We start from the raw sequence: 24,035 nt of genomic DNA on the forward strand, positions 1-24,035 counted from the left end.
CTCGCTGCTTACTTCGTCCAACTCTTTGATTATCAAGGAGTTTTCCGTTTCGTCTGCGCCGGAAGTGGGGCGAATTATAGACAGATCCAGAGGGGCGTCAAGCACTTATTTGAACTTTATTCCAAACGAAGTGTAATCCGCCCGAATGCCTTCTTGCCCGCCTGGCACACGTGGGTCGCGCCGAGCTTGAACACGAACCCGCGATCTACAACTTCACCATCTATACGCACGCCGCCGGATGCAAGCAGGTCGCGAGCTACCGCAGAGTTCTTTACCAGCCCCGCCTTATTAAGGACGGCAGCAATCGGCATATCTTCGGGTGCAGCCAGGTCAATCTCCGGGAGATCTTCCGGAAGCTCCCCATCCTTCATACGGTTGCCAGCAGAACGGTGGGCGGAAGCCGCAGCCTCCTCACCATGGAAGCGCGCGACAATCTCTTCAGCCAGCTTGATCTTGATGTCACGTGGATTGGCACCCGTTTCGCAATCCGCTTTAAAGGCGGCAATCTCTTCCATGGAGCGGAAGCTCAGCAGCTCAAAGTAACGCCACATCAATGCATCGGGAATGGAGACGAGCTTGCTGTACATAATGCCGGGCGCTTCCTGGATACCTACATAGTTACCCAGCGACTTGGACATCTTCTTGACGCCATCCAGCCCTTCCAGCAACGGCATCGTCAGAACGCACTGCGCTTCCTGACCGTAGGCGCGCTGCAGCTCACGCCCCATCAGCAAATTGAATTTCTGATCGGTGCCGCCCAGCTCGACGTCGGCACGCAAAGCAACCGAGTCGTAGCCCTGCACCAGCGGATAAAGGAATTCGTGGATGGCAATCGACTGATTCGACTTGTAACGCTTGTCGAAGTCATCACGCTCCAGCATCCGTGCCACGGTGTACTGGGAAGAGAGCCGTATGAAGTCTGCAGGACTCAGTTGATCCATCCACGTGGAATTGAATGCGACCTCGGTTTTGGCCGGATCCAGAATCTTGAAGACCTGAGCCTTATAGGTCTCGGCGTAGTCCAGCACTTGCTCGCGGGTAAGCGGGGGACGGGTGGCGCTCTTGCCACTCGGATCGCCAATCATGCCGGTGAAGTCGCCGATCAGGAAAATCACCTGATGCCCGAGATCCTGGAATTGACGCAGCTTATTAATAAGCACCGTATGTCCGAGGTGCAGGTCGGGCGCGGTTGGATCAAAACCGGCCTTGATGCGAAGCGGCTGCCCACGCTTGAGCTTTGTGATCAGCTCGGCCTCAACCAGGAGTTCATCTGCACCGCGCTTGATCAGCGCTAGCTGCTCTTCAACCGACTTCATAACCGCCCCGTAGTGCCTTATTTCAAAGGGAAACAACCATACAAGATCAGCGCCCAAATACAAGTTCCAGCAATAGGTGCGCAACGAATCGGCTAGCGAGCCGATCGCAAGCTTGCCTCAGGCGAGATTTGGTTATATTTTATACAGTTATTTCATCTTCATCATGTCATTCATCTTTTCCATTTCATCTTTTTTCAAAGTCAAAATTACCTATGACCGACACTCCGCCTAAAGCGCCACCGCTTTATCCGAAGAGCCACCTGCTCGCAGCCAGCGGTATCGCCGCACTGCTTAGCCTGGCTCTCCTCGTATTCCCATCCAGCGACGTCGAAGCCAAACGAACAAACCTTGCTCTAGAACTGGACACACCTGCTGATCAGATCGAGCAAGAACAAGACGCTCACGAACAGACTCAAGCCACAGAGGCGCCCGTAGATTCTCCTTTCGCCCAGATCGAAGGTGATTCGACCGAGCCGGCCGCAACGGCGAAAAACACCAGCGATACGAAGGCTGCACAGAAAGACGTTGCTACTGCTAAAGGCCCGACTCACCGGGAAATAGTGGTATCGAAAGGCGATACGTTGTCTACGTTGTTCGAAAAGGTAGGGTTGCCTGCAACTGCAGTGCACGACGTTATTGCCAGTGACAAAAAAGCCAAGCAGTTCAGCCAACTGAAAAACGGCCAGGTGCTGCAATTCGAACTCTCCCCCGAGGGCGACCTCAAGCAATTGCACAGCAAGCTGAGCGAGACGGAAAGCATCAGCATGTCCCGCACAGACAAGGGCTACACGTTTACCCGTGACGTGACCAAACCCAATGTCCGGACTGCCTACGTTCACGGAACGATCAACAACTCGCTGTCACAATCTGCCCAGCGTGCAGGCCTCAGCCATACCATGACCATGGAGATGGCAAACATCTTCGGCTATGACGTCGACTTCACCCAGGATATCCGCAAGGGTGACGAATTCGATGTGATTTACGAGCAGAAGGTCGTCAACGGCAAGACGGTCAGTACAGGCAATATTCTCTCGGCGCGCTTCGTAAACCGTGGCAAGACTTACACCGCAGTGCGTTACACGAATAAGCAGGGCAATACCAACTACTACACCGCGGACGGCAATAGCATGCGTAAAGCATTCATCCGTACGCCGGTCGAATTCGCCCGCATCAGTTCGCTGTTCTCATCCGGTCGCAAACACCCGATCCTGAACAAGATTCGCGCCCACCAAGGCATCGACTACGCTGCACCTCGTGGCACACCAATCAAGGCGACCGGCGATGGCAAAGTCATTCTTGCCGGGCGGCGCGGCGGTTACGGCAATACCGTGATCATTCAGCACGGTGAAACCTACCGAACGCTGTACGGCCACATGCAAGGTTTTGCCAAGGGCATTCAGTCCGGATCCAGCGTCAAGCAGGGCCAGGTCATTGGCTATATTGGAACCACCGGTCTGTCTACGGGTCCTCATGTTCACTACGAGTTCCAGGTAAATGGCGTTCATGTCGATCCATTGGGGCAGAAGCTGCCAATGGCTGATCCGATCGCCAAGTCCGAAAAACAGCGGTTCATGCAGGAAAGCCAACCTTTGATGGCTCGCATGGACCAGGAAAAGGCCACCATGCTGGCCTCGAGTAAGCGCTGACCCATGACTTTATATGTAGGTGTAATGTCCGGAAGCAGTCTGGATGGACTCGACTTCGCGCTGGTAGAACAGGATGACCGACCACGTTTGCTCGGCACCTACTACATTCCTATGCCCGACGATCTTCGCGCCGAACTGCTGGGGCTCTGCGCCAGCGGCCCGGACGAATTGGCGCGTGCTGGCATCGCAGAGCAGAAGTGGGTTCATCTCGCGGCTCAAGGTGTACTGGCTTTGCTGGACCAGCAGAATGTGTCAGCCGGTGAAATCCGCGCTATCGGCAGCCACGGCCAGACGATTCGTCACGAGCCCGCCCGCGGCTTCACCATTCAGATTGGCAACCCTGCACTGCTCGCCGAGCTGACGGGCATCACCGTGGTGAGCGACTTCCGCAAGCGTGATATCGCTGCCGGTGGACAGGGCGCGCCGCTGGTTCCGGCATTCCACGAAGCGTTGTTCGACGATAACAAGGACTACCGCGCAGTACTCAACGTCGGTGGTTTCAGCAACCTGAGCCTGATAGAGATCGACAAACCGGTTTCCGGCTTCGACTCGGGCCCGGGCAATGTGTTGCTCGACGCCTGGATTCAAGCACAGCGCGGAGTGAGCTATGACCGCGATGGCGCTTGGGGCGCGAGCGGGACAGTCAATGATGCGCTGCTGAAGTCCATGCTCAGTGATCAGTTCTTTCAGACCAAGGGTCCCAAGAGCACCGGCCGTGAGGTGTTTAACCTCGGCTGGGTTCACCACCACCTGTTCCAGATGCCCACGCTGAGACCCGAGGATGTGCAGGCGACGCTGCTGGAAGTTACCGCATTGAGCATCACAGAGTCGCTGCAATCGGCACAGGCGCAGACTAAAGAACTGCTGGTCTGCGGCGGCGGTGCTCACAACAAGGCGTTGATGGATCGACTGGCAGCGCTGCTGCCAGCAACAAAGGTCACGAGCACTGCGGAATTCGGGGTTGATCCTGACTGGGTCGAAGCAATGGCATTCGCCTGGCTTGCGCACTGCGCACTCGAAAGTGTACCTGCCAACCGTCCGAGCGTGACCGGGGCCAAAGGCTTGCGTGTTCTGGGCGCGATCTACCCGGCTTAAGCGCCAGGCTCGCCATGCAAAACGCCGCGCAAATGCGCGGCGTTTTTGTGTGCAACGGTCAGAGCGGTCAGATCAGATCGAGAACGAAGAGCCACAGCCACAAGTAGTCGCGGCGTTAGGGTTCTTGATCACGAAGCGAGAGCCTTCCAGACCTTCCTGATAGTCCACCTCCGCACCTGCCAGGTACTGGAAGCTCATGGGGTCGACCACCAGACTGACGCCTTCGCGCTCGACGATGGTGTCATCATCGGCAACATCTTCGTCAAAGGTGAAGCCGTACTGGAAACCGGAACAACCGCCGCCGGTCACGAAGACGCGGAGCTTCAGGCGGTCATTGCCCTCTTCGTCGACCAGAGTTTTCACCTTGTGCGCGGCACCGTGGGTGAATTCCAAAGCCACAGGGGTAAAGGATTCAACGCTCATGCTAAAAATCTCCCGGCGCTAAGCCGTCATAATGCGTAATGACGCGCATTATCCGCTTCTCCTAGAAAATTGGTCAACTATTGTGACGGCAGGTACAAGTCGCAAGCGACAAGCCGCAAAAAACAGCCCGCTATCAGCCATCGAGTTGAGACTTGAAGCTTGAAGCTTGAAGCTCGAAGCTCGAAGCTCGAAGCCGCTACTACGGCAACATCCCTGCGTGGGACAGGCCCAGCCGTTCATCAAGGCCAAACATGATGTTCATGTTCTGCACGGCCTGCCCCGAAGCCCCTTTGACCAAGTTGTCGATGACCGACAGCACCACCACCAGATCGCCATCCTGCGGACGATGCACCGCCATGCGACACACGTTTGCGCCGCGTACGCTCCGGGTTTCGGGATGACTTCCGGCCGGCATAACGTCGACGAAAGGCTCATTGGCGTAGCGCTTTTCGAACAACGCCTGCAGATCGACCGACCTGTCGACGACTGTTGCGTACAACGTGGCGTGAATACCACGGATCATCGGCGTCAGGTGCGGCACGAACGTCAGCCCGATATCGCCGCCGGCAGCTCGGCGCAGCCCTTGGGTGATTTCGGGAAGATGGCGATGCCCTTTAACGGCATAGGCCTTGAAGCTTTCGCTGGTTTCGGAATACAGCGAGCCCACACTGGCGCCGCGACCTGCACCGCTGACGCCCGATTTGCAGTCCGCGATCAGGCGCGACGGATCGGCAAGTCCCGCTTCGAGCAGTGGCAGGAAACCCAGCTGAGTGGCGGTCGGATAGCAACCCGGCACCGCGATGAGGCGTGCGCCCTTGATGTGCTCGCGATTGACCTCCGGCAAGCCGTAAACCGCCTCGTCGAGCAGTTCCGGCGCACCGTGGGGCTGGTTGTACCACTTGGCCCATTCGACCGGGTCTTGCAGACGGAAGTCGGCGGAGAGGTCGATGACCTTGGTGCCAGCGGCGAGTAACTCGCCCGCCAGCGCATGTGCGACACCGTGAGGCGTGGCGAAGAACACTACATCGCACGCGCCCAGCACTTTGGAGTCCGGCACGCTGAACGCCAGGCCGTCATAGTGACCGCGCAGGTTTGGGTACATATCAGCGACAGGCAGACCTGCCTCGGAGCGCGAGGTGATCGCAACCACTTCAGCCTCTGGGTGTTGCGCCAGAAGACGCAGCAACTCGACGCCGGTGTAACCCGTACCGCCGACGATACCGACCTTGACCATAACCTGCCCCTCTACCAAACCAGTGGAAAGCCGCTGATCATATGGGTCGATTGCCGATGGGACAACCGCGAACGTGACGTACGGGCGCGTAAGCCACTACTATTTGGCACCGTGTTCCTGGAAACAAACCAAAATGCTCTATCTCTGGATTAAAGCGCTGCATATCGTTGCGATGGTGTGCTGGTTCGCCGCCTTGTTCTATCTGCCGCGATTGTTCGTCTATCACGCCATGAGTGAAGACTCAGTAAGCCGCGAGCGCTTCTGCACCATGGAGCGCAAGTTGTACCGCGGCATCATGGTGCCCTCAATGATCGCCACCCTGGTGTTTGGTATCTGGCTGATTGTTCTCGCACCGGGCTTCCTGCAGCAAGGCTGGTTGCATGCCAAGCTCACCCTCGTCGTCCTGCTGATTGGCTATCACCACGTGTGCGGCGCCCAGGTTAAACGCTTCGCACGCGGCGAACCTGGTCGCAGCCATGTGTTCTATCGCTGGTTCAACGAAGTACCCGTGTTGATCTTGCTGGCCGTGGTCATTCTGGTCGTCGTCAAACCGTTCTGACGCGCATTGCTAACATCGTATGAACTCAAGACAAGGAAGCCAGCATGGCGGAGCATTTCAAGATCGTTTTCGAGGGACAGCTGCGACCAGGCGTCGAGCTGGAAACAGCACGCCTGAACCTGGCGCAGCTATTCAAGACCGACGTGTCCGGCGTTGATCGTCTCTTCACCGGCAATCCCGTGACCATCAAGCGCAGCCTGACGCGGGACGACGCGCAGCGTTATCTCGCCGCGTTGAACGATGCAGGTGTCGAGGGCCGCATCGAGCCCGAGGAGCCAGTGTCATTGCGCCTTGAAGAAGTGGTCGAAGACGCTCCCCGTCCGGCTTTCGAACCTGCGGCATCCCCTTACGCACCGCCGCGCACCCCGGTCGCACAAGACTGGCCTGCCGTGGGCGAATTGAAGGTGTTTTCCATTCAGGGGCGTATCGGCCGTCTGCGCTACCTGGCGTGGAGCCTGGCGCTGGTGGGGGTCGCGATGCTGGTCGCCGCCCTGTGTGTCGGCGTCCTCAGCGTTTCTCTGGTCGCGGGCGGACTGCTCGGCACCGTTGCCCTCGTCGCGTTCGTGGTTGTCAGCATCCAGATCGGCGCCCAGCGTTTACATGACGCCGGTTGGTCAGCCTGGTTGCTGTTACTCAATCTGGTGCCGGTGGTGGGCAGCTTCTTTCCGATCGTGATGATGGCCGTCCCCGGCAGCACGGGCCCTAATCAGTACGGTCCGCCACCGCCTGGCAACACGCCGCGGGTCAAGGTCCTCGCCATTTTCTGGCTCGCGGTGCTCGCACTGGCGTTAGTCGCCGGGATGATGGGTGGCCTGGAAACGGTTCAGGAACAGGTCGAAGCCACCACCAGCGAATATGAGCAAGCGCTGCCTTACGATGATGACTCCAGTGACACGGAACAACCGACCGTTCCGGTTGATCCCGTAGATATTGGTGACTCGTCCGACAGCAACGACGACCAATAACTATCTGGCAGCAAGGACGCTGTCTCAATACGAGCTGCAAACACTGGAGAATTGCATGACCCGTTACGCCATGGTCACAGGTGCATCCAGCGGTATTGGCCTGGCGATGGCCGAAGCCCTCGCCCGCCGGGGTCGCAACCTTATTCTGGTGGCCAGGCACCGGGAGATGCTCGAAAGCATTGCGCTTGAGTTCACCCAACGGTTTGGCGTCGAGGTGCTGTTCCGCGCCTGCGATCTGGGCGAACCGCTGCGCCTCTCGGGCTTTCTGCTAGAGCTCGAAGAAGGCTCGCGAAGCATCGATTTGCTGGTCAACTGCGCCGGCATCGGCAACAGCGGCCCGTTTCTCGCTCAGGAATGGGCGCAGGAGCAGGACCTGCTCGACCTTAACGTGCTCGCGCTAACGCGCCTCTGTCACACGGTTGGCAATCTGATGGCGGTCCAAGGCGGCGGTCAGATCCTTAACGTTGCCTCGATCATGGGCTTTCAACCCGGGCCGTGGATGAGCACCTACGCCGCGAGCAAAGCGTATGTACTGCATTTTTCCGAAGGGCTTCGCGAGGAGCTGCACAAAACCGGCGTGAAGATTTCGGTGTTGTGCCCCGGGCCGACGCGCACAGCGTTTTTCCGCACCGCACAGCTGGATGCCGGCAAGTTTACGCACGACAACCACATGACCGCTGAAGAGGTCGCGCTGTACACGGTCCGCGCGCTGGACAAGAACCGTGCGGTGATCATCCCGGGTTGGCGTAACAGGCTACTGACGCGCCTGCCGCGCTTTGCCAGTCGCTGGATGACGCGAAAGCTCTGGGGCTCGATTCTCAAATCTCGTACGTCAGCCTGACGCGGCCCATCGCAACAAACGGCTGGGCGTGACCCGGGGCGCTCAGTACACTGCCTTCATCCCCCTCGAAACGGAGCAAGAAGGCTGTGGATACTTTGTTCACCAAGATCATCAACCGGGAAATCCCGGCGAAGATCATCTACGAAGATGATCAAGTGCTGGCCTTTCACGACATCGCCCCCCAGGCGCCTGTGCATTTTCTGGTTATCCCGAAGAAGCCGATTGCCACCCTCAACGACGTGACTGAAGACGATAAGGGCCTGCTGGGCCATATCCTGTTCACCGCTCAACGCCTGGCGAAAGAGCTGGGTTGCGAAGACGGCTTCCGCGTAGTCATGAACACCAACGAGAAAGGCGGACAGACCGTTTATCACATTCACATGCATGTGCTGGGTCAGCGGCAGATGAACTGGCCGCCGGGCTGAGTCATCGTCTCCGGTCCTCGTCGACCTGCCGGGTGCGCGTCCACGCCCCGGCGGGCTGACACTGGACAAGCCCGGTTACACCGTTTGAGGTAGACTGGCCGCCGTGGATTTACCCGGAGGCGCCCATGGCTACCGAACGTCACTACTCCCCTATCGACCGTTTTCTGCTTCAAGCCGACGCTGCGATGAAGACGCTGCTGCCCGTCAGCGCGCACGCACATCGTCCTTCGCCTGCCATCGTTAAACCCGACGTCAAGATGAATGAGCCCGACACTCGGCATGTCGCAGGTCTCATGCGCATCAATCACACCGGCGAAGTCTGTGCCCAGGCGTTGTACCAGGGGCAGGCGCTCACCGCGAAACTGCCTCAGGTGCGCAAAGCCATGGAGCACGCCGCCGAGGAAGAAATCGACCATCTGGTGTGGTGCGAGCAACGCATTCATCAGTTGGGCAGTCACACCAGCGTGCTCAACCCGCTGTTCTACGGCGCTTCGTTTGGCATCGGTGCAGTGGCTGGCTTGATCAGCGATCGAATCAGCCTGGGCTTCGTTGCCGCAACGGAAGATCAGGTGTGCAAACACTTGAATGAGCATCTGGAGCAATTGCCGGTCGAGGACGAGAAGTCCCGGGCGATTCTCGAACAGATGCGCGCCGACGAGGAGCATCATGCAGAAAGCGCGCTCGAGGCCGGCGGTTTCCGCTTCCCGGCGCCGGTGAAATTCGGCATGAGCCTGATGGCCAAAATCATGACCAAGACCACCTACAGGATCTGATCGGATCCGCGGTAGGCCGGTCTCTATCAAAAAAGAGCTGCCGCTAAAAGCTGGAAACAAAAAAGGCGCCTGAAGAGGCGCCTTTTTTATACCGCTGAAATCTTAGACCGGCATGTTGCGGCCGTAGAATATTTCGAGCATCTCGTGCTTCACGCGGCCAGTGACCTGCTCGCGCTGTTCAGCGGAGAGATTGCTGGTGGCGTCGCCGAACAGGTAGTTGTCCAGCTCGAACTGCTTGAGCAGCATTTTGGTGTGGAACAGGTTTTCCTGGTACACGTTCACGTCAGTCATCTGGTAACTGTCGCGCGTGTCATCGGAAAGGTAATTCTGGATCGAGTTGATCTCGTGATCGATGAAGTGCTTCTTGCCTTCGACATCACGGGTGAAGCCGCGCACGCGATAGTCAACGGTCACGATGTCGGACTCGAACTTGTGGATCAGGTAATTCAGCGCTTTCAACGGAGAGATCACGCCGCAGGTCGACACGTCGATGTCCACACGGAAGGTGGCGATGCCGTCAACAGGGTGAATTTCAGGATAGGTGTGAACCGTGATATGGCTCTTGTCCAGGTGCGCGAGGATGGTTTCCGGCAGCGGACCCGGCGATTCTTCGATCTGGCTGTCGGTCGGCGTGACCGGCTGCTCGGAGATCAGAATGGTCACACTGGCGCCTTGTGGATCGTAGTCCTGACGAGCGATGTTCAGGATGTTCGCGCCAATGATGTCGACGACATCGGTGAGAATCCGCGTCAGGCGTTCGGCATCGTACACACTGTTGATGTACTCGACGTAGGCCTGCTGGTCCTGCGGGGTTTCCGCATAGCAGATGTCATAGATGTTGAAGCTCAAGGTCTTGGTCAGGTTATTGAACCCGTGGAGCTTGAGTTTGCTTTTCACCGTTAAAAACTCTCTATATGGGTGCGGCGCTGGCCGCGTGATCAAGCATGCCCGTCAACTGAGCCCGGCTCAGCTGCGTAGGACGGTTAACACCTCTTCGCGTTGGCGATTTTGGTTGTCTGGTCGGAGGCGAGCCGGTTATCCGGCGGTCGCGCCCTGAAAAAGGGGCGCATTATGCAGACGTCAGAAGTCGCATGCCATAGCCTGCACCGCTTTTGTGAAAATTGAGCGTCGTTCAGCCCAGTTCGATGATCTCGTAGTCGTGGGTGATTTCAACGCCTGCGTTACCCAGCATGATCGACGCCGAGCAGTATTTCTCAGCGGACAGCTCGATCGCACGCTTGACCTGCGTCTCTTTCAGGCCGCGCCCTTTAACCACGAAATGCAAGTGGATCTTGGTGAACACCTTGGGATCTTCGTTGGCGCGCTCGGCTTCCAGAAACGCCTCGCAGCTTTCGATCGGCTGACGGGCTTTCTTGAGGATACTGACCACGTCGTAGTTGCTGCAGCCACCCAGCCCAATCAGCACCATCTCCATCGGGCGAACACCGAGGTTGCGACCGCCACTTTCCGGAGGGCCATCCATCACAACCACATGGCCGCTGCCGGACTCACCGAGGAACATCGCCTCACCCGCCCATTGAATACGTGCCTTCATCACCGGACTCCAATGCTTGAAAAATGGCGGCCAGCTTAGCACAGGGCCCTACCGTCGCTGAGAGGACCGGGCGTGTCCGAAAACGACGGAAATGTAGGATTTTTCTGAAAAAATGGCTAAATGCCGCTCTTGAGCTGCGTCAAACCGGAAACACTGCCGATACCTCTAGGAATGCCTCAGGGCGCAGTTTTTTACGGGATACAGCCATGCTCGCCGTGCCGCCTACGAACAAGATGAAAATCGCCGACAAACTGCTGCCGCACGCCCAGCGGCGACGATGCCCGGCGAAGACCAACATCCTCTGCGCAGGCGAAGAATCGGACTCGCTGTACCTGATCATCAAAGGCTCGGTGACGATCCTGATCGAAGACAACGAAGGCCGCGAGATGATCGTGGCCTACCTCAATACCGGGGATTTCTTCGGCGAACTGGGGCTATTTGAGCAGACGGCCGCCAGCGCACACCGAAGTGCCTGGGTGCGCGCCAAAACCGAATGTGAAGTGGCCGAGATCAGCTACGCCAAGTTTCGCGAGCTCAGTTTGCATGATCCCGAATTGATGTACGCCATCGGTGCCCAGATCGCCGAGCGCCTGCGCAATACCACGCGCAAGGTCGGCGATCTGGCCTTTCTGGACGTTACTGGCCGCGTGGCCCGTAGCCTGCTCGATCTATGCAAACAGCCTGACGCGATGACCCATCCGGATGGCATGCAGATCAAGATCACCCGCCAGGAGATTGGCCGTATCGTGGGGTGTTCGCGAGAGATGGTCGGGCGCGTGCTGAAGGCACTGGAAGAGCAGAACCTGGTGCATGTCCGGGGCAAAACCATGGTGGTTTTCGGCACCCGTTAACGGAGGACCGTTACGTACAGGTGAATCAGATCCCGGCCAGCAGACGTGTGTAGCGTTCGCTTAGGCGGTGCAGAAAATCCGGCGCGCCGAACAGCTCATGCAAGGCGATATGGCTTTCTGCTTCGCACCGTGGATCGAGTTCGCAGGTTTCATTGAAGCGATTGACCGCATTAACCATTTCGACGCGCTCGTCATCCAGCAGCATCGCGGCGTGGGCCAGCACCACCGGCCGCTTGCCACCCTGACTCTGGCGCCAGCGCTGCGCGGTACCGACCATCTTGCGAGCGTTGAGGTTGACGTTGAAGCGGCCATCGCAGAATGCACCTTCAACTTCGCCCAGAGAGGCAGCGCCCCCCAGCTCACCCAGCGTATCCAGGATCGGCTGACACAGGCGCATGTAAGCGTTTTCGATGCGATCGCGGTCCAGATCGGTGTCCGGCTGCACATACACAAGCGCCACATTGACCGTCGAAGGCGATTGCGGCACAGGCTCGCCACCACTTTCACGCAACAGCACCGGCCAGCCACTGTCGGCAAGCGTTTCGCTGGCTTCAGTGAAGCCGGGAAGACGGCTCAACCGCCGCGGCATGACCAACGCACGATCCGTAGGCCGCCAGAACAACAATCCGCTGTCGGCGTGGCCATCACACACCGACGCCAGCAGATCCTGCTCGGCCTTGAGGCCGACTTCAACGCAGGATTCCAAGAGCTGAAGGGTCATGCTGCCTCCTGACGCGAGTGGCGATGGCTTTCAGGCCTGAAAGATTGGATCAGTCCAGGCCGCCGGATTTGACCGCAGTGCCTTTCTCCGGGAAGAACAGCCGCTGCAATTCCACACCTGGCTTCTCGGCGCGCATGAACGCCTCGCCCACCAGAAAGGAATAAACGTCGCTGATTTCCATCAGCTCAACGTCGGCCCTGTGAGAAATGCCGCTTTCGGTGACGACCAGACGATCACGCGGAATACGTGGAAGCAGGTCGAGGGTGGTTTCCAGACTGACGTCGAACGTGTGCAGATTGCGGTTGTTGACGCCCACCAGCGGGGTGTCGAGGATTTTCAACGCCCGCTCAAGCTCGTCGCCATCGTGGACTTCAACCAGCACGTCGAGGCCGACACCTTTGGCAACGGAGGCCAGCTCGGCCATTTTCACATCGTCCAGTGCCGAAACGATCAGCAAAATGCAATCGGCGCCCAATGCCCGCGCCTCGACAATCTGGTACGGGTCGATCATGAAGTCCTTGCGTATCACCGGTAGCGAACACGCCGCCCGGGCTTGCTTCAAGTAATCATCAGAGCCCTGAAAGAAATCGATGTCCGTCAGCACAGAAAGGCACGTGGCTCCGCCCGCTTCGTAGCTATTGGCGATCTCTGCGGGCTGGAAGTTTTCGCGGATCACACCTTTGCTCGGCGAAGCTTTCTTGATCTCTGCGATGACGGCCGGCTGCTTGCGCTTGGCCTGGGCCATCATCGCTTTGGCGAACCCACGCGGCGCATCGGCTGCGGCGGCCAGCGCTTCCAATTCGGCCAGGCTGACACTGGCACGACGCGCAGCGACTTCCTCGACCTTTCGGGCCAGAATCTTTTGCAATACCGTCGGTACGCTCATGCTTCATTCTCCTGCTTGAATACCGCCGTAAAGGCACCGAGTTCTTCCAGCTTTTCGCGGGCCAGACCCGTGTGCAATGCGTCGTGGGCCAAAGCCACGCCTTCTTTCAATGATGACGCATGGTCAGCCGCGTAAAGCGCGGCGCCGGCATTGAGCACGATCATTTCAGCCGCTTTCTGCCCGTGCTCCGATTTACGCCGCCCCAGCGCGTCGCGAATCAATTCCAGCGACTGCGCCGGGCTCTCGACCACCAGACCGAACAGGCTCTGGCTTTTCATGCCGAGGTCTTCCGGCTGCACCCAGTATTCGTTTACTTCGCCGTTCTTGAGTTCCGCGACAAACGTCGGCGCGGCGATGCTGAATTCGTCCAAGCCATCCTGGGAGTGCACCACCAGCACATGTTTGCTGCCCATGCGCAGCAGCACTTCGGCCAAAGGCCGGCACAGCGCCTGACTGAACACGCCGACCACCTGATGCTTGACGCCGGCCGGGTTGGTCAGTGGACCGAGCATATTGAACAGGGTCCGCAGGCCCAGTTCCTTGCGTGGTCCGGCGGCGTGTTTCATTGCGCCGTGATGGGTTTGCGCGAACATGAAGCCGATGCCGACGCTGTCAATGCAACGCGCCACTTGCACCGGAGTCAAGTTCAGGTAAACGCCTGCGGCCTCCAGTAAATCGGCGCTGCCGCTCTTGCCGGAGACCGCGCGATTACCGTGCTTGGCGACTGTGCAACCGGCCGCCGCGATCACGAAGGAGGCCGCGGTCGATACGTTGAAAATGTTCGCGCCATCGCCACCGGTACCGACGATGTCGACTACGCCGTCGAGGTTTTTGAGCTGAACCTGATCCGCCAACTCGCGCATCACAGACACCGCACCGACGATCTCGTCGATGCTTTCGCTCTTCATGCGCATGCCCATCAGAAATGCGCCGATCTGTGCCTGGGTGCACTGACCGGTCATGATTTCGCGCATGACCTCGCGCATTTCATCGGTGCTCAGGTCCAGTTGATTCACAACCCGGCCCAGCGCCGTTTTGATATCCATTGCCATGTCGAAGTGCCCTTAACCCTGACGGGTGCCGCCGGTCTGCTTGAGGAAGTTGGCGAACAGCTCGTGGCCCTGCTCGGAAAGAATCGATTCAGGGTGAAACTGTACGCCCTCGACGTTAAGGGTTTTGTGACGCAGGCCCATGATTTCATCAACGGAGCCGTCTTCGCGCTGGGTCCAGGCGGTCAATTCGAGACACTCAGGAAGGGTCTCGCGCTTGACCACCAGCGAGTGATAGCGGGTCACGGTCAGCGGATGCTTCAGCCCTTCGAACACGCCTTTGTCTTCGTGGATCAGCTCGCTGGTCTTGCCGTGCATGACCTGGCGCGCACGCACCACGTCGCCGCCAAACGCCTGGCCAATCGACTGATGACCCAGGCAGACGCCGAGCACAGGCAGCTTGCCGGCAAAGTGCTTGATCACGTCAATGGACACGCCCGCTTCGTTCGGCGTGCACGGGCCGGGGGAAACGACGATGCGCTCAGGGTTCAGGGCTTCGATTTCGGCGACGGTCATTTCGTCGTTGCGAATCACTTTGACGTCGGCACCCAGTTCGCCCAGGTACTGCACGACGTTGTAGGTGAAGGAGTCGTAGTTATCGATCATCAGCAGCATGGTGCTTAACCTTTTGAATTACTGACTTCTAACGTGGCCTTCTGTTTTCGGACCGCAGTTGCCCGCAGAGGTGTCGCAGGAAGGGTTCCGGCGAGGCACTGCAAAACCGAGGCATCAGAAGGCATATCAATACAGATCCGGCGGGGCCGGCGGGGGACATAGTCAGGCGCGCCAACGCCAGCGGGCGTGGCCCTTGATAACGCGCATCAAGAAGCTGCTGACAATCGACACAGGAAAGGTCTCGTTCATACGTTGCCGCACAGTAGCGTACCGCCGCAGGGCGTGCAATATCGCAGTGCCCGGATGGCGCGACCCAGAGGCCGACTGGCAGGAACTGGGCGCCTGCAAGATGCAGATCGCAGCTTGAAGGCCAGTACAGAATATTTGCCGTGAATGCCACGGCATCGTGGGCGATTTGTGTCGCTGCTGCTACCTTCTCGTACAGCACTGAAAACAATAAGGGATGCCCCCATGCTCAAAGCCACACTGCGCTGGCCGTTCGCGGCTTGCCTGCTCTCGCTCGCCTGCTCCTCGGCCCTGGCCGCCTCTTCCCCCTATTCAACGATGATCGTGTTTGGCGACAGCCTGGCCGACGCCGGGCAATTCCCCGATGCGGGCGGACCACCCGGCGCCACCTTGCGCTTCACCAACCGCACCGGCCCGACGTACCTGAACGGGAGCGGTGAGGCATTCGGTCTGAACTCATCGACGTTGCTGGGCGGAATGCTTGGCGTGGCGCCCGGAGACTTGCAGGCATCCACCTCCCCCGTTCGCGCGGCGCAAGGGTTGGCGGATGGTAACAATTGGGCCGTGGGCGGCGACCGGACGGATCAGATCCTCTCGGCGATCACCACCCAATCCCGGATTGCCAACACCGATGCCACCACTGGCGTCACGACAGTGTTCCGGACGCGACCCGGCTATCTGGTTGAAAACAGCTCGCGGGCTGACCCCAACGCCCTTTACTACCTGACCGGGGGCGGCAATGACTTCCTTCAGGGCCGGGTGCTGAGCGCGGGACAGGCCGTCAACGCGGCGAACAACCTGGCCAACGGCGCGCAAATCCTGTCCCAGGCCGGTGCGCGTTACATCATGGTCTGGCTGCTGCCTGACATCGGCCGCACGCCTGCTGTATTCGGCACGCCATTACAGGTGCCATCGACGTTGCTGAGCGGGGTGTTCAACCAGCAGTTGGTCAATCGGCTGGGGCAAATCGATGCCGAGATCATTCCACTTAATGTGCCGGGGCTCATACGCGATGTACTGACCGAGCCGGCGCGCTACGGGTTGGCGGCCGATCAGAATCTGGTCGGCACCTGTTTCAACGGCAACAACTGCACCGCCAATAGCGTTTACGGGATTGGCGGCCTGACGCCTGATCCGACCAAACTGCTGTTCAATGACGGCGTGCACCCGACCGTCGCGGGTCAGCGCCTGATCGCCGACTACGGGTATTCGATTTTGTCCGCACCGTGGGAAATTACCCTGCTGCCGGAAATGGCCAACGGTACGTTGCGCGCGCAGCAGGATGAACTGCGCAGTCAATGGCTGGCGGACTGGGGCAACTGGCAGAACGTTGGTGAATGGCGAGCCATCGTCGCCGGTGGCGGTCAGAAAATGGATTTCGACGCGCAAGGCAATTCCGCCAGCGGCGACGGTCATGGCTACAACCTCACGGTGGGCGGCAGCTATCGCTTCGCTGAAGACTGGAGAGCGGGCCTGGTTGCGGGCGCATACCGGCAAACCCTCGAAGCCGGGGCCAAGGATTCGGACTACAAACTCAATAGCTATATCGCGACCGCGTTCGTGCAGTATCAGGCGCAACACTGGTGGGCAGACCTGGCGGCCTCGGGCGGAAAACTCGACTACGACAACCTCAAGCGCAAGTTTGCGCTGGGCATCAGCGAAGGCGCAGAGAAAGGCGACACCGACGGCGATCTGTGGGCGGTCAGTGGTCGCGTGGGCTTCGATCTGGCCGAGCAGAGCAGTCGCTGGCATTTCTCGCCGTTCATTAGCGCCGACTATTCCCACGTCAACGTCGATGGCTATTCGGAGAACAGTGCTCGCGCAACCGCACTCAATTACGACGACCAGACGCGCAAGTCGAAGCGGCTCGGCGCGGGGCTGCAAGGCAAGTTCGACGTCACGCCACAGACTCAACTGTTTGGCGAAGTGGCCCATGAGCGTGAGTTCGATACCGATCAGCAGGACGTGACCATCGCGCTGAACAGCGTGCCAGGCGTGGACTTTGACCTGAAAGGCTATGACCCCCAGCGCAGCTTGAATCGCGCCAGTGTGGGCCTGAGCCAGAAGCTGGCGCCCGACCTGACACTGCGTGCGGGCTACAACTGGCGCAAGAATGATGACGTGACGCAGCAAGGGTTGAACCTGGCGGTGAGTCTGGATTTCTGACGCCATGGTCCTGTAGAAGCGCCGGGGTGGCGCTCCACCTTGCTCGCGATTACGTCCGTGTAGACGCTGCAAGTGTTGTCGGGTAAATGGTGATCGCGAGCAAGCTCACTCCTACAAGTGGTTTGTATCGGCCACAAAAAAACGGCGCCCCTGGCGCCGTTTTTCATGTGCAAACCAACCATCAAGCTTCGGGCGTCTGCTGCGCCAGGGCCACGGCGCGGAACATCGCGCGGCGCTTGTTGAGGGTTTCTTCCCACTCCAGCGCTGGCACAGAATCCGCAACGATGCCGCCACCGGCCTGCACGTGCAGCTCACCGTTTTTGATCACGGCGGTGCGGATGGCAATCGCGGTATCCATGTTGCCGTTCCAGGCAAAGTAGCCCACTGCGCCGCCGTACACACCACGCTTGACCGGCTCCAGCTCGTCGATGATTTCCATCGCACGAATCTTCGGCGCGCCCGACAACGTGCCCGCCGGCAAGATAGCCCGTAGCGCATCCATCGCCGTCAGGCCGTTCTTCAGCTGACCAGTGACGTTCGACACGATGTGCATGACGTTCGAATAACGCTCGATGACCATCTTCTCGGTGAGCTTCACCGAGCCGACTTCCGAAACGCGCCCCGTGTCGTTGCGCCCCAGATCGATGAGCATCAGGTGCTCGGCGATCTCTTTGTCGTCGGACAGCAAGTCGACTTCCAGCGCGTAATCCTCTTCCTCGGTAGCGCCGCGAGGACGCGTCCCGGCAATCGGCCGTACGGTGATCAGATTGTCTTCGACCCGCACCAGCACTTCCGGGGAACTGCCGACGACGTGGAAGTCGCCGAAGTTGAAGAAGTACATGTAGGGGGTCGGATTGAAACACCGCAGCGCGCGATACAGATCGATCGGTGCGGCCTTGAAGTCGATGGACATCCGCTGGGACGGCACGACCTGCATGCAGTCGCCGGCGAGGATGTATTCCTTGATCGTGTCGACGGCTTTTTCGTAATCCGACTGGGTGAAGCTGGAACGGAACACCGGGTCCGCCGCCTGCGGACGGGTCAGGTCCAGACCACGACGGGGCGTGATCGGCTGACGCAGTTTCTCCATCAACGCTTCGAGTCGCGCCAGGCCACCTTCATAGGCTTCAGACTGAGCCGGATCAACCAGCACAATCGCGTGCATCTTGCCGGCCAGGTTATCGAACACCACGACGGCATCGGACACCATCAGCAAAATATCCGGCACGCCCAGCGGATCGGGATTCGGGCATGCGCCCAGACGCGGCTCCACATAACGCACGCAGTCATAACCGAAATAGCCCACCAGACCGCCGTTGAAGCGTGGCAGCCCCGCGATGGTCGGAACGTTGTAGCGGGCCTTGAAAGTCTCGACGAAGTCCAGCGGGTCTTCGGCTTCGAGGCGCTCGATCTCGACGCCGTCGTGGGTCACGCTGACGGTGTGGTCATGCACGCGCATGACCGTGCGGCACGGCAGGCCGATGATCGAATACCGCCCCCACTTCTCCCCGCCCTGCACCGACTCAAGCAGGTAGGAGTTGGGCTCGTCAGCGAGCTTCAGATAGATCGACAGCGGGGTATCGAAGTCGGCCAGGGTTTCGTAGGCAAGGGGAATGCGGTTGTAGCCTTCAGCGGCCAAACGCAGGAATTCTTCGCGGGTCATATCAGCCTCGTGGTCTGAGGGAAAACGGTCAGGGATGCAAACGCGCCGGAGCTCCGGCCAGATTCAAGTCAGGCGCGCCAACGCCAGCGGGCCAGGGCCTTGATGACTTTCATCCAGAGTTTGCGAGTGACCACCACGATGGATTCTCTAAAGGAGGGAGACTTGATGTCGGGCAACGTTATCTCAGCGCCCTGCGCTAAGCAACCGGCAGAACTGCCCGGAATCAGCATGCGCAAATCGTCGATGACCAGTGCCGGCGACTCTTCTGCGATCGGGCGGCCATGGTTGTAGCCGTAACTCAATGCCACACAGGCGACACCCGCCGCTTTCGCCGCCAGCACATCGTTGCGCGAGTCACCCACGAACAGCGACTGCGACCCTGGTATGCCAGCCATTTTCATGACGAAGAACAGCGCCGCCGGGTCGGGCTTCTGCTGCGGCAGCGTGTCGCCACCCACGATCCAGCGAAAGAACCGGCCGAGCTTGAGGTCATCCAGCAAGGGCGCGACAAAGCGTTCCGGCTTGTTGGTGATCAGCGCCATCTCGACGCCCATCTTCTGCAGCCACTTCAGGGTTTCGCGCACGCCGGGGTAGACCTTGGTCAGGGCGTGGCTGCCGCTGTAGGCCTCCATGAAAATCGCCAGCGCAGCCTCGGTGGACTCTTCATCGACGGCGGTGTGATCCATGTCGTTCGCCAACGCGCGGCGTACCAGCACGCGCACCCCGTTGCCGATCCAGTCACGGACCCGCTCGATGCCCGCCGGCGGCCGGCCGAGCTGGATCAGGGTCTTGTCCACCGCTGCTGCCAAATCCGGCACCGAGTCGATCAGGGTGCCGTCGAGGTCGAACATGATCAGCCTGGGCAGACGGCCCGGAAACAGCTGCTCGAAGCCGCTGTTCAACGGGCCAACGCCAGTTCTGCGTGCATCTTCGCAATGACTTCGCGGTAATCAGGCGCATTGAAAATGGCCGAGCCCGCGACGAACGTGTCGGCACCGGCTGCGGCGATCTCACGGATGTTATTGACGTTGACGCCGCCGTCGATCTCCAGACGGATGTCGCGACCGGATGCGTCAATGAGCGCGCGGGCTTCACGCAGCTTGTTGATCGTACCGGGAATAAATTTCTGACCGCCGAAGCCCGGGTTGACGCTCATGAGCAGGATCATGTCGACCTTGTCCATGACGTACTCGAGCAGGTTCAGCGGAGTCGCCGGGTTGAACACCAGACCCGCCTTGCAGCCACCTTCGCGGATCAGTTGCAGGGAACGGTCGATGTGCTGAGTCGCTTCCGGGTGGAAGGTGATGTAGGTGGCCCCGGCTTCGATGAAGTCGCCGATGATGCGATCCACCGGGCTGACCATCAGATGAACATCGATGGGCGCGGTGATGCCGTATTTGCGCAGTGCCGCGCAGACCATCGGTCCGATCGTCAGATTGGGGACGTAGTGGTTGTCCATGACGTCGAAGTGGACAATGTCGGCGCCAGCGGCCAGGACGTTGTCGACTTCCTCTCCCAGACGGGCGAAATCGGCGGACAGAATCGAAGGAGCAATAGCGAAGGGCTGCATGACGCACCTTTTATGAGCGAAATCACGGTGGCGCGCATTGTACTCCAAGAGTTTGAAACGTGCGTTGGGTCGCGTGCGAGTGCGCCGAGAGGCTTGATTCAGGGGGCGCAAACAGCGCAAGGCCCGGTGCGACAGCATTGCGCACCGGGCCTTGGCTTGATTCAGCGATTCAGAATCGGCAACGCCATCTGATTGCTGAAACCCTTAAACAGTCTCGACCAGCAGACGAGGACGCGAGCTCAGGGCGTAACGGGCCAGACCAAAGCTCAACGCAGCGCCGATGATCAGCATGAAGAACGTGCCCCATGCTGCTTTGGAGACCTGCTTGGCCGCGACATCCGCCGCTTCACGGGCCTGTTGCTCGGCCTGGGCCTTCAGCTCTGCGACTTTCGCCGCTGCTTGCTGATAGGCCTGGGCATAGTTGTCGACGATCTGCTGCGCTTCCGCTTTGCTCTTGCCTGTGCGAGCGGCCACGATGTTGACCAGCGCGTCTTTGTCGGCGGCATTCAAGGCCGGGTCGCCCGCTTTCTGGACGCGATCGAACCATTGCTTCAACTGATCGCCGGCCTGGGCTGGATCGGTGGAGGCCTGCTCTGCAGTCTGCTTGGCATCGGCGCCAGCCACGTCGGCTTTCTGATCCAGCTTTGAAGGATCCAGCTCTGGCTTGCCGGACTGCTTCAAGGTGGTGTCAAGCTGCGATTTCAGGCTGTCCCAATCCAGGCTGATGCCGTTTTTATCCAGCTGCTGCTTAATGCTCTGGCCCACACCCGGTGCGGCAGCAGCCACGCCATCCGCCGCCAGAGAAAGGCCCTTGCCGGCGATGTTGCCGGCAGTGCCGACCAGCGATCCGGCCAGCGACGCGAGGAGCCAGGTGGTCAGCAACGTGCTGACCGTCCAGCTCAACAGACCATGCAGACCGCCACGGTCCGGCGCGGTACGGCCCGACACCCAGGCACCGGCGGCAATGGCCACCAACGTACTGATGAACAACCAGGCGCCGGCGCCCCTGCCGAAACCGCTCAGCGGGTTGCCTTGGGCCATCGGGTCCAGGGCGCCAGCACCGATTGCCGTGCCAAGTACGCTCAGCACCAGATACGTCACCAGCGTGATTGCTGCACCGGCAAACACCGATCCCCAAGACACACGGAATGGCGAAGCGCTGCCCAGGACAGCAGATGTTGCGTAGGTCGAAGCCATGAAAATTTCCTCTGGTGCAGGGGATGCAGATCAAGCGTGCAGCCGAGGTATCAGTGCAAATGCACCACCTGCGTTGATGAGGGCGAGCCCGCGTGGGGCAGGCGCACCGCGTCTTATGCGACGTGGAACCAGTTTGATCAGCCCGTGGAGGTCTGTGATGGCGCATTTGCACCGCTTCGTCTGGTGCATTCGCACCGACCCTCGCGGACACGGCTGCACTAAGCTGCAGCACTAAGCTTTTGCCAGCCGGTCGGATAGCGTGGAGCGCCCGGCTGACCGAAGCCCGACCGCATTAAGACGTCAGGAGAGCAAGCATGTCAGAGGCCATCCTCGCCAGAGAAACCAACCGCCGCCAGTTGCAGAAGATCATCTCAGGGCTGTCGGACGGGGTAATTCTGGTGGAGGTCGATCAGACCATCATCTGGGCCAACGAAGCGGCGCTGCTGATGCACGGGGTCGAGGAGATCAGCGAACTGGGCGCCAACGGCGAGGCCTATCGGGAGAAGTTCTCCCTGCGTTATCGCAACAACCATCCGTTGGACGTTGATCAATATCCGATCAGCCGTGTGTCGGCAGGCGAGGTGTTCAGCGATGTGCTCATCGAGGTCAGCAAGATCGGTGAAGGTGAAGAAGACGAGCGCAGCTGGGTGCATCGCGTTCGCAGCATGGTGCTCGAAGACAGCACTGGCACACCTGAATCCCTGGTGCTGATTCTGGCCGACGCCACGGAATGGGCCGGCGCCGAGCAGCGTTTCGAAAAGACCTTCAACGCCAACCCTGCTCCCGCGGTGATCTGCCGCCTGAGCGACCTGCGCTTCATCAAGGTCAATCAGGGCTTTCTGGAAATGACCGGGCACTCGAGGGAGAACGTTATCGGCCGCTCTGTGTACGAGGTGGACGTGCTTGAGAACGCCGAGCGCAAGGACCTCGCCATCGAGCGCCTGAACCAGGGCGCGACCATTCCGCAGATGCAGGCCGAGCTGAAGCTACCGGAGGGCGGCACCAAACTGGTCATCGTCGCCGGGCAGCCGCTGGACATGAACGAAGAAGATTGCATGCTGTTTTCGTTCACCGACCTTGAGCCCAGACGCAAGGCCGAGACCGCCCTGCGCCAGAGCGAAGAGCGGTTTGCCAAGGCATTCAAGCTGACACCGGTGCCGACATTGGTGTGCACGGCGGACCGGCAGCAGATCGTCGAAGCCAACGAAGCGTTCTTCAACACCTTGGGTTACACGCCCCAGGAGCTGATCGGCCGGACCGTTGCCGAGCTGGGTTTCATCGAAGATGGCGCGGTGATGGACGAGCTGTTCAACGTTCTGGAAACCACCGGGCGTGTTGAAGGGCTGGATCTGAAGGTCCGCAAGAAAGGCAGCGAGTCGATGGATTGCGTGCTGGCCGCTGACACCGTGACGATTCAGGACAATGCCTGTTATCTGTTCGTGCTGATGGACATCACCGAGCGCAAGCGATCCGAGCTTGAGCTGGTCGAGGCCATCGAGACGGTGATGCAGGACGCCTCGTGGTTCAGCCAGACGCTGATCGAAAAGCTGGCCAATGCCAAGCGCGTCAACACCCGGCATCTTCCCAGCGCCTCATTCACAGACCTGACCGCTCGCGAGCGGGATGTCCTGGGGTTGATCTGTGAAGGGCTGGCGGACAAGGAGATTGCGGCGCGGTTGAACCTGGCGCTCAACACCATTCGCAACCACGTCGCGACGGTGTATTCCAAGCTCGACGTGCACAGCCGGGCGGAAGCCATCGTCTGGGCGAGGGAGCGGAACCTGTTCGCCAATCAGGGCAAAAGCAAACGCTGAGTGATGCAAATGCGCCAGTGCGTCTGGTGCATAGTCACCTTCAGCAGGTGACGCCAGGGCTCTACGCTATGGGTGTGGCTGACCCGTTTGGATCAGCGAGATATCCATCACCGATACTCACTTCCTGGAGTCAAGACATGAAAACCGAACAAGTGAAAGGCGTACTGGAGCAGGCAGCCGGCAAGGCCCAAGACGTCTTCGGCAACCTGACTGGTGACGAGCGTACGCAAATGGAAGGCAAAGCGCGGCAAGCGGCGGGTGAATTGCAGGAACGTTACGGCGATCTGCTGGACGAAGTGGCGACCTTCACCCAGCAACGGCCGCGCACCACATTGATGGTCCTCGCCGGCCTGACGCTGACCGTCGGCTGGTTGCTGGCTCGTCGTCGCGGTTGAAGCATGTCGTTGCGAATCTGGCAGAGATGA

General features: G+C 59.5%; 23 protein-coding genes and 2 pseudogenes. 12 read left to right on the forward strand and 13 right to left on the reverse strand.

Going from position 1 to position 24,035, the window contains the following annotated elements; translation table 11 throughout:
• Window positions 1–116: 116 nt before the first annotated feature.
• Entirely contained in the window at window positions 117–1,316 is a 1,200-nt protein-coding gene (gene tyrS / locus ACYAR8_RS05945; RefSeq protein ID WP_108121141.1) for a tyrosine--tRNA ligase, read from the reverse strand.
• Window positions 1,317–1,528: 212 nt separating this feature from the next.
• Between tyrS and ACYAR8_RS05950 the strand changes: the two are divergent.
• The 3 genes and pseudogenes from ACYAR8_RS05950 to ACYAR8_RS05960 all read left to right on the forward strand — a co-directional run.
• Window positions 1,529–1,775 (forward strand): annotated as a pseudogene (locus ACYAR8_RS05950) (peptidase M23); the annotation flags it as partial.
• Window positions 1,776–1,849: 74 nt separating this feature from the next.
• Window positions 1,850–2,962: pseudogene (locus tag ACYAR8_RS05955) on the forward strand (peptidoglycan DD-metalloendopeptidase family protein); the annotation flags it as partial.
• Window positions 2,963–2,965: 3 nt separating this feature from the next.
• Window positions 2,966–4,057, forward strand: coding sequence for an anhydro-N-acetylmuramic acid kinase (locus ACYAR8_RS05960; RefSeq protein ID WP_237251496.1), 1,092 nt, complete (start codon window positions 2,966–2,968; stop codon window positions 4,055–4,057).
• A 72-nt stretch (window positions 4,058–4,129) separates the two neighbouring features.
• On the opposite strand, the gene erpA is transcribed toward ACYAR8_RS05960, so the two are convergent.
• Both erpA and argC read right to left on the reverse strand, forming a co-directional pair.
• Complete coding sequence (gene erpA / locus ACYAR8_RS05965) at window positions 4,130–4,480, reverse strand: iron-sulfur cluster insertion protein ErpA (protein WP_065991366.1); 351 nt, start codon at window positions 4,478–4,480, stop codon at window positions 4,130–4,132.
• Between the two features lie 199 nt (window positions 4,481–4,679).
• Window positions 4,680–5,714 carry an N-acetyl-gamma-glutamyl-phosphate reductase gene (argC, locus tag ACYAR8_RS05970; RefSeq protein WP_463579357.1) on the reverse strand — a complete coding sequence of 345 codons (1,035 nt, stop codon included), beginning with the start codon at window positions 5,712–5,714 and terminating at the stop codon, window positions 4,680–4,682.
• A 133-nt stretch (window positions 5,715–5,847) separates the two neighbouring features.
• Here argC and hemJ point away from each other — a divergent pair, with 133 nt between their 5' ends.
• The 5 genes from hemJ to coq7 all read left to right on the forward strand — a co-directional run bounded on the left by hemJ (window position 5,848) and on the right by coq7 (window position 9,277).
• Window positions 5,848–6,273, forward strand: coding sequence for a protoporphyrinogen oxidase HemJ (gene hemJ / locus ACYAR8_RS05975; protein WP_074887061.1), 426 nt, complete (start codon window positions 5,848–5,850; stop codon window positions 6,271–6,273).
• 44 nt (window positions 6,274–6,317) lie between these two features.
• The gene (locus ACYAR8_RS05980) at window positions 6,318–7,238 is read left to right on the forward strand and encodes a DUF805 domain-containing protein (protein WP_463579358.1); all 921 of its coding nucleotides are present in this window, start codon (window positions 6,318–6,320) and stop codon (window positions 7,236–7,238) included.
• A gap of 55 nt (window positions 7,239–7,293) precedes the next feature.
• A complete protein-coding gene (locus tag ACYAR8_RS05985) occupies window positions 7,294–8,079 on the forward strand; it encodes an SDR family NAD(P)-dependent oxidoreductase (protein WP_074887055.1) in 786 nt (261 codons plus the stop codon).
• Between the two features lie 86 nt (window positions 8,080–8,165).
• Entirely contained in the window at window positions 8,166–8,504 is a 339-nt protein-coding gene (locus ACYAR8_RS05990) for a histidine triad nucleotide-binding protein (protein WP_065991361.1), read from the forward strand.
• 125 nt (window positions 8,505–8,629) lie between these two features.
• A complete protein-coding gene (gene coq7, locus ACYAR8_RS05995) occupies window positions 8,630–9,277 on the forward strand; it encodes a 2-polyprenyl-3-methyl-6-methoxy-1,4-benzoquinone monooxygenase (protein WP_074887049.1) in 648 nt (215 codons plus the stop codon).
• A gap of 102 nt (window positions 9,278–9,379) precedes the next feature.
• Here coq7 and speD read toward each other — a convergent pair whose 3' ends face one another.
• Window positions 9,380–10,174 (reverse strand): adenosylmethionine decarboxylase, encoded by a 795-nt coding sequence (gene speD / locus ACYAR8_RS06000; protein ID WP_037019204.1) that lies wholly within the window; start codon window positions 10,172–10,174, stop codon window positions 9,380–9,382.
• A gap of 235 nt (window positions 10,175–10,409) precedes the next feature.
• The gene (locus tag ACYAR8_RS06005) at window positions 10,410–10,832 is read right to left on the reverse strand and encodes an OsmC family protein (protein ID WP_037019202.1); all 423 of its coding nucleotides are present in this window, start codon (window positions 10,830–10,832) and stop codon (window positions 10,410–10,412) included.
• A 206-nt stretch (window positions 10,833–11,038) separates the two neighbouring features.
• Here ACYAR8_RS06005 and crp point away from each other — a divergent pair, with 206 nt between their 5' ends.
• Entirely contained in the window at window positions 11,039–11,683 is a 645-nt protein-coding gene (gene crp / locus ACYAR8_RS06010; RefSeq protein ID WP_108121139.1) for a cAMP-activated global transcriptional regulator CRP, read from the forward strand.
• Window positions 11,684–11,708: 25 nt separating this feature from the next.
• Here crp and ACYAR8_RS06015 read toward each other — a convergent pair whose 3' ends face one another.
• Genes ACYAR8_RS06015 through ACYAR8_RS06030 form a run of 4 tightly spaced genes read right to left on the reverse strand, consistent with a single transcriptional unit; the run spans window position 11,709 to window position 14,954 of the window.
• A complete protein-coding gene (locus ACYAR8_RS06015) occupies window positions 11,709–12,404 on the reverse strand; it encodes a lipoyl protein ligase domain-containing protein (protein WP_108121138.1) in 696 nt (231 codons plus the stop codon).
• Between the two features lie 49 nt (window positions 12,405–12,453).
• Window positions 12,454–13,290 carry an indole-3-glycerol phosphate synthase TrpC gene (gene trpC / locus ACYAR8_RS06020; RefSeq protein WP_463579359.1) on the reverse strand — a complete coding sequence of 279 codons (837 nt, stop codon included), beginning with the start codon at window positions 13,288–13,290 and terminating at the stop codon, window positions 12,454–12,456.
• Window positions 13,287–14,336, reverse strand: coding sequence for an anthranilate phosphoribosyltransferase (trpD, locus tag ACYAR8_RS06025; protein ID WP_463579413.1), 1,050 nt, complete (start codon window positions 14,334–14,336; stop codon window positions 13,287–13,289). The genes trpC and trpD overlap by 4 nt, the downstream gene beginning before the upstream one ends.
• Window positions 14,337–14,354: 18 nt before the next feature.
• A complete protein-coding gene (locus tag ACYAR8_RS06030) occupies window positions 14,355–14,954 on the reverse strand; it encodes an aminodeoxychorismate/anthranilate synthase component II (RefSeq protein ID WP_074887043.1) in 600 nt (199 codons plus the stop codon).
• A 471-nt stretch (window positions 14,955–15,425) separates the two neighbouring features.
• Between ACYAR8_RS06030 and estP the strand changes: the two genes are divergently transcribed.
• Entirely contained in the window at window positions 15,426–17,366 is a 1,941-nt protein-coding gene (gene estP, locus ACYAR8_RS06035; protein WP_463579360.1) for an esterase EstP, read from the forward strand.
• Window positions 17,367–17,547: 181 nt separating this feature from the next.
• Here the strand turns inward: estP and trpE are convergent, their stop codons facing one another.
• The 4 genes from trpE to ACYAR8_RS06055 all read right to left on the reverse strand — a co-directional run bounded on the left by trpE (window position 17,548) and on the right by ACYAR8_RS06055 (window position 21,796).
• Entirely contained in the window at window positions 17,548–19,029 is a 1,482-nt protein-coding gene (gene trpE / locus ACYAR8_RS06040; protein WP_463579361.1) for an anthranilate synthase component I, read from the reverse strand.
• A gap of 68 nt (window positions 19,030–19,097) precedes the next feature.
• Entirely contained in the window at window positions 19,098–19,880 is a 783-nt protein-coding gene (locus ACYAR8_RS06045; protein WP_455913711.1) for a phosphoglycolate phosphatase, read from the reverse strand.
• Window positions 19,881–19,927: 47 nt separating this feature from the next.
• A complete protein-coding gene (gene rpe / locus ACYAR8_RS06050) occupies window positions 19,928–20,599 on the reverse strand; it encodes a ribulose-phosphate 3-epimerase (RefSeq protein ID WP_074887036.1) in 672 nt (223 codons plus the stop codon).
• 204 nt (window positions 20,600–20,803) lie between these two features.
• Window positions 20,804–21,796 (reverse strand): hypothetical protein, encoded by a 993-nt coding sequence (locus ACYAR8_RS06055; protein WP_463579362.1) that lies wholly within the window; start codon window positions 21,794–21,796, stop codon window positions 20,804–20,806.
• Window positions 21,797–22,110: 314 nt separating this feature from the next.
• Between ACYAR8_RS06055 and ACYAR8_RS06060 the strand changes: the two genes are divergently transcribed.
• Entirely contained in the window at window positions 22,111–23,610 is a 1,500-nt protein-coding gene (locus tag ACYAR8_RS06060) for a helix-turn-helix transcriptional regulator (protein ID WP_463579363.1), read from the forward strand.
• Between the two features lie 137 nt (window positions 23,611–23,747).
• Window positions 23,748–24,005 (forward strand): CsbD family protein, encoded by a 258-nt coding sequence (locus ACYAR8_RS06065; protein WP_074887024.1) that lies wholly within the window; start codon window positions 23,748–23,750, stop codon window positions 24,003–24,005.
• Window positions 24,006–24,035 lie beyond the last annotated feature (30 nt).

The organism is Pseudomonas sp. HP_01 (genome assembly GCF_055284355.1).

Bases quoted from the DNA above. Each gene is read 5' to 3' on its own strand.
- ACYAR8_RS05985 (WP_074887055.1), top strand. From the start codon at position 7,294: ATGACCCGTTACGCCATGGTCACAGGTGCATCCAGCGGTATTGGCCTG.
- ACYAR8_RS06030 (WP_074887043.1), bottom strand. From the start codon at position 14,954: ATGCTGCTGATGATCGATAACTACGACTCCTTCACCTACAACGTCGTG.
- ACYAR8_RS06015 (WP_108121138.1), bottom strand. From the start codon at position 12,404: ATGACCCTTCAGCTCTTGGAATCCTGCGTTGAAGTCGGCCTCAAGGCC.
- trpC (WP_463579359.1), bottom strand. From the start codon at position 13,290: ATGAGCGTACCGACGGTATTGCAAAAGATTCTGGCCCGAAAGGTCGAG.
- coq7 (WP_074887049.1), top strand. From the start codon at position 8,630: ATGGCTACCGAACGTCACTACTCCCCTATCGACCGTTTTCTGCTTCAA.
- tyrS (WP_108121141.1), bottom strand. From the start codon at position 1,316: ATGAAGTCGGTTGAAGAGCAGCTAGCGCTGATCAAGCGCGGTGCAGAT.
- trpE (WP_463579361.1), bottom strand. From the start codon at position 19,029: ATGACCCGCGAAGAATTCCTGCGTTTGGCCGCTGAAGGCTACAACCGC.
- erpA (WP_065991366.1), bottom strand. From the start codon at position 4,480: ATGAGCGTTGAATCCTTTACCCCTGTGGCTTTGGAATTCACCCACGGT.
- estP (WP_463579360.1), top strand. From the start codon at position 15,426: ATGCTCAAAGCCACACTGCGCTGGCCGTTCGCGGCTTGCCTGCTCTCG.
- crp (WP_108121139.1), top strand. From the start codon at position 11,039: ATGCTCGCCGTGCCGCCTACGAACAAGATGAAAATCGCCGACAAACTG.
- ACYAR8_RS06045 (WP_455913711.1), bottom strand. From the start codon at position 19,880: ATGTTCGACCTCGACGGCACCCTGATCGACTCGGTGCCGGATTTGGCA.
- hemJ (WP_074887061.1), top strand. From the start codon at position 5,848: ATGCTCTATCTCTGGATTAAAGCGCTGCATATCGTTGCGATGGTGTGC.
- ACYAR8_RS06060 (WP_463579363.1), top strand. From the start codon at position 22,111: ATGTCAGAGGCCATCCTCGCCAGAGAAACCAACCGCCGCCAGTTGCAG.
- ACYAR8_RS05960 (WP_237251496.1), top strand. From the start codon at position 2,966: ATGACTTTATATGTAGGTGTAATGTCCGGAAGCAGTCTGGATGGACTC.
- ACYAR8_RS05980 (WP_463579358.1), top strand. From the start codon at position 6,318: ATGGCGGAGCATTTCAAGATCGTTTTCGAGGGACAGCTGCGACCAGGC.
- rpe (WP_074887036.1), bottom strand. From the start codon at position 20,599: ATGCAGCCCTTCGCTATTGCTCCTTCGATTCTGTCCGCCGATTTCGCC.
- trpD (WP_463579413.1), bottom strand. From the start codon at position 14,336: ATGGATATCAAAACGGCGCTGGGCCGGGTTGTGAATCAACTGGACCTG.
- argC (WP_463579357.1), bottom strand. From the start codon at position 5,714: ATGGTCAAGGTCGGTATCGTCGGCGGTACGGGTTACACCGGCGTCGAG.
- ACYAR8_RS06065 (WP_074887024.1), top strand. From the start codon at position 23,748: ATGAAAACCGAACAAGTGAAAGGCGTACTGGAGCAGGCAGCCGGCAAG.
- ACYAR8_RS06055 (WP_463579362.1), bottom strand. From the start codon at position 21,796: ATGGCTTCGACCTACGCAACATCTGCTGTCCTGGGCAGCGCTTCGCCA.
- ACYAR8_RS06005 (WP_037019202.1), bottom strand. From the start codon at position 10,832: ATGAAGGCACGTATTCAATGGGCGGGTGAGGCGATGTTCCTCGGTGAG.